Raw genomic sequence first — 4,205 nt, forward strand, 5'->3', positions numbered from 1 at the left:
CGAAGCGCCTTCGCACCCGTTTTGTCTTGTCACGGCATCTTTCCCGCCTTGACAAGACAAAACGGGTGTTGAAATAATTGCGCGAGCGGGGTGGGACGACACCCCACCACAAGCGCCCGGCCACAAGCCCAGCCTCAGCAAGGGCCATGGGTCAGCGCTGAGGCGAGCGGTGCAAGAGTTGTGTGCTTGACCGCGGCTGAGACGAGGGTGAACGCCTGACCCGCGGCCCAGCGGTTTTCCCTGCACCACCTCCCCAGGTCTGTAGCCTGTCACCCGAGGGGAGGGCTTGATGACGAAACGCGCGCTGTTCGCGGTTCTGGCGTTGATCGCCGGTTTCGTCGTCTTCTCGTTCCCCCAAACCGCCGAACCCGACCACCAGTCCGCCGCCGCGACCGCCATCGTTCAGGCTGTCCACCTCCCTGGCGCGGCCACCCGCTCCGGCACAACCCCTCAACTGCCCCAGGGTTTCATCGGGCACGCCCCGGTCGACCTCACCCCACGGGCCCGCCCGACCCTCCCCCTCCGGATCCTCATGGACGCCGCTCAACGCGTCCACCGCGCCCCGGAAACCACCAGCACCACCCCTCTGGGCGATCGCGCCCCGCCTTCCACCCCGCAGTAGAGCCCTCACCTCACTCCTGCCTGGAAGGCAAAAAACCTCATGCCGCGCACCCCTGCGCGGCGGGAACTGCTCGTCCGAGGACTGGTGTCCTTCGGCGTTCTCGCCGCGTCCGCTTTTCTGCTGCTCACCAGCCAACCCCAGCTCGGTCTCGATCTCCGGGGCGGGACCCAGATCGTGTTGGAGACCAAAGACTCCCCGACCACCAAGGCCGACGGCGACGCCACCGACCGCTCCCTCGAAGTGCTCCGCCGCCGCGTCGACGAGCTCGGTGTGGCCGAACCCGTCCTGGCCCGCTCCGGTGACCGGCGGATCATCGTCGAACTCCCCGGCGTCCAAGACCCGGCCGAAGCGGTCGAAGTCCTCGGCCGCACAGCCCAACTCGCCGTCCACCCGGTAGTCGGCGCGGGCCAGGAAGCCGCCGCCAACCAGACGGCGTTGACCAGCCCGGAAGGCGTTCCGCTCCTCCTCGGCCCGGCGGCCATGACCGGCGAGGGCATCAAGGGCGCGCAGTCGTCGCTCAGCCAGCGCGGGGCGGGGTACGAGGTCTCGATCGACTTCCGCGGTGACGCTCCGGGCACCTGGCAACGGCTGACGGCGGAAGCCGCCTGCTCGCCCCAGGGCACGCCCACCCGGCAGATCGCGTTCGTCCTGGACAACAAGATCGTCTCCTCGCCCCAGGTCGGCACGGACGTGCTGTGCGGCACCGGCATCATCGGCGGCACCACCCAGATCACCGGCTCGTTCACCCAGTCGGAAGCCGCCGAACTCGCGCTGGTCATCCGGTCCGGCGCCCTCCCGGTCCCGGTCGAGGTGATCGAGCAGCGCACGGTCGGCGCGACGCTCGGCGCGGAGGCCATCGAGGCCAGCGCGTGGGCCGCGATCATCGGCATCTCGCTGACCGGCCTGTTCCTCATCGTCGTCTACCGGCTCGCGGGGCTGCTGGCCGTCGCCGCGCTCGTCGGCTACGCGGCCGTCGCCTACGCCGCCCTGCTCGCCATCGGCGCGACCCTGACCCTGCCGGGGCTGGCGGGGTTCGTGCTAGCCATCGGCATGGCGGTCGACGCCAACGTCCTGGTGTTCGAACGGGCGCGCGAGGAGTTCGCCGCCAGAGGTGTCCGGAGTGGACGGCTGCTCAAGTCCGTCCAGGGCGGTTTCCGCGGCGCGCTCAGCGCCGTGGCGGACTCCAACGTCACGACGCTGCTCGCCGCGGGCCTGCTGTTCTGGCTGGCCACGGGGCCGGTGAAGGGTTTCGGCGTCACGCTGTCGATCGGTGTGCTCGCGTCGATGTTCAGCGCGCTGGTCCTCAGCCGGGTCCTGCTCGAACTCGTCCTGGGCAGCCGTTTCCTGGAACGCAGGCCCGCGTTGAGCGGCCTGCACACCCTGGGCCGGGTGCGGACGTGGCTGGTGGAACGCGGTGGCCAGTTGTTCCGTCGACCGGTCCGCTGGCTGCTGGCCGCCGCCGCGGTGGCCGTGCTCTGCCTGTCCGGCCTGGCCGTGCGCGGCCTGGACCTCGGTGTCGAGTTCACCGGCGGCCGGATGCTCGACTACACCGCGAACCAGGCCGTCGACCCGGGCCGGGTGCGCACCGCGCTCGCCGACGCGGGCTTCGGCGACGCCGTCGTGGCGACCTCCGGCGCGACCGGCGTGTCCGTCCGCACCGGCCCGATCGACGACGCGGCCGCCGCCCGGCTCGGCCAGGTCGTCGGCAGCGCGACCGGGGGCGCGGAGCAGGTCAGCAACGAGCTGATCGGCCCCAGCCTCGGGTCCGAACTGCGGCGCAACGCCCTGATCGCGTTGGCCATCGCGGTCGCCGCGCAGCTCGGCTACCTGGCGATCCGCTTCGACTGGCGGCTCGGCGTCGCCACGGTCGTCGCGCTGATCACCGACGTCGTGGTGCTGATCGGCCTGTTCGCCTGGCTCGGCAAGACCGCCGACGGGGTGTTCCTGGCCGCGCTGCTGACCGTGATCGGCTACTCGGTCAACGACTCGGTGGTGGTGTTCGACCGGGTGCGGGAACTCGCGCGGGTGCGCGGGAAGCGGTCCTACGCCGAGGTCGTCAGCTCGGCGGTCCTGCAAACCGTGCCGCGCACGGTGAACACCGGCATCGGCGTGCTGTTCGTGCTCGCCGCGCTGCTGGTGCTCGGCGACGGGTCGCTCGCCGACTTCGCGACCGCGCTGCTCATCGGCCTGGTCGCGGGCACCGCGTCGACCGTGCTGACCGCCGCGCCCGTCGCCATCGCCCTGGAGGGGAAGTACCCCGGCACGAAGCGCCGCGTCCCGCCGCGCGCCAAGCCGAAGTCCCGCGCCGGACACGGTGCGGTCGTCTAGCAGGAGGCCGATGTCATGACCTCGCACGCTTTGCTCGCCGTCGGCGGCGCGTTCCTCGCCGCCGGTCTGATCGCACGGGCGGGGGTCCGGATCGGACTGCCGACCATCCCGCTGTTCATGGTGGCCGGAATCCTGTTCGGCCCCAACACCCCCGGCATCGCGCTGGTGGACGACCCGGCCGAGATGGGCGTGCTCTCCGCGCTCGGACTGGTGTTCCTGCTGTTCTACCTCGGCCTCGAGTTCTCGGTGGACGACCTGCTCGCGGGCGGGCGCAAGCTCGTCGTGGCCGGGTTCGGCTACCTGCTGCTCAACATCGGCGGCGGGCTGGCGTTCGGGTTCGCGCTGGACTGGGGCGCCCGCGAGGCGCTGGTGATCGCGGGCGCCATCGGCATCTCGTCGTCGGCGATCGTGACGAAGCTGCTGGTGGAGGCCAAGCGGATGCGGGACCGCGAGTCCCGGCTGATCATGGGCATCATCGTGATCGAGGACGTGTTCCTCGCGCTGTACCTGGCGATGCTGCAACCCGTGCTCACCGGCGTCGACGAGTTCGGCCCGGCCCTGCTGGACTTCGGCAAGGCGTTCGGGTTCCTGGTGGTGCTCGCCGCCGTCGCCCGCTGGGGCGGTCGGGCCGTGACGCGGCTGCTCGGCTCGGCGGACGACGAGCTGCTGGTCGTGTGCTTCGTCGGGGTCGCGGTCACCGGCGCGGCGGTCGCGCACGAGCTGGGCGTGTCCGACGCGATCGGCGCGTTCATGGTCGGCATGGTGCTCGGCGGCTCGACGGTCGGGCCGCGGGTCCACCGGCTGGTCCTGCCGCTGCGGGACGCGTTCGGCGCGCTGTTCTTCTTCATCTTCGGGTTGAGCATCGACCCGAGGTCGATCGGCACGGTCGTCGTGCCGGTGCTGGCGGCGGTCGCGCTGACCATCGTGCTGAACCTCGGAGCGGGCGCGTTCGCCGCGAAGCTGCACGCGTTCGACCGGCAGGAGGCGGTCAACGTCGGCCTCACCGTGCTGACCAGGGGCGAGTTCTCCCTGGTGCTGGCGGCGATGGCCGTCTCGGCGGGCCTGGACGACCGGGTCGCGCCGTTCGTCGCCGGGTACGTGCTGCTCCTGGCCGTGGTCGGCCCGCTGGCCGTGCTGCGGTCGGACAAGCTGGCGTGGCTGCTGCCGCGCCGCGCGTTCGAGAAGGAGAAGGCCCTGGTCTGACCGGGAGTGGGGGCCCCCCGGGGGCCCGGCGGGCCGCGCCCCCCGGGGGTGG

3 protein-coding genes are annotated in these 4,205 nt (G+C 71.7%); all 3 read left to right on the forward strand.

The features are described 5' to 3' along the window. Positions 1-289 precede the first annotated feature (289 nt). Genes ACFWW9_RS26060 through ACFWW9_RS26070 form a run of 3 tightly spaced genes read left to right on the forward strand, consistent with a single transcriptional unit; the run spans position 290 to position 4,153 of the window. Positions 290-622, forward strand: coding sequence for a hypothetical protein (locus ACFWW9_RS26060; protein ID WP_390383150.1), 333 nt, complete (start codon positions 290-292; stop codon positions 620-622). Between the two features lie 39 nt (positions 623-661). After that, positions 662-2,950 carry a protein translocase subunit SecD gene (gene secD / locus ACFWW9_RS26065; protein WP_390383153.1) on the forward strand — a complete coding sequence of 763 codons (2,289 nt, stop codon included), beginning with the start codon at positions 662-664 and terminating at the stop codon, positions 2,948-2,950. A 15-nt stretch (positions 2,951-2,965) separates the two neighbouring features. Further along, positions 2,966-4,153, forward strand: a complete 1,188-nt coding sequence (locus ACFWW9_RS26070; RefSeq protein WP_390383156.1) for a cation:proton antiporter — start codon at positions 2,966-2,968, stop codon at positions 4,151-4,153. Positions 4,154-4,205: the final 52 nt, after the last annotated feature.

The organism is Umezawaea sp. NPDC059074 (genome assembly GCF_042738955.1).
Taxonomy (GTDB): domain Bacteria; phylum Actinomycetota; class Actinomycetes; order Mycobacteriales; family Pseudonocardiaceae; genus Umezawaea.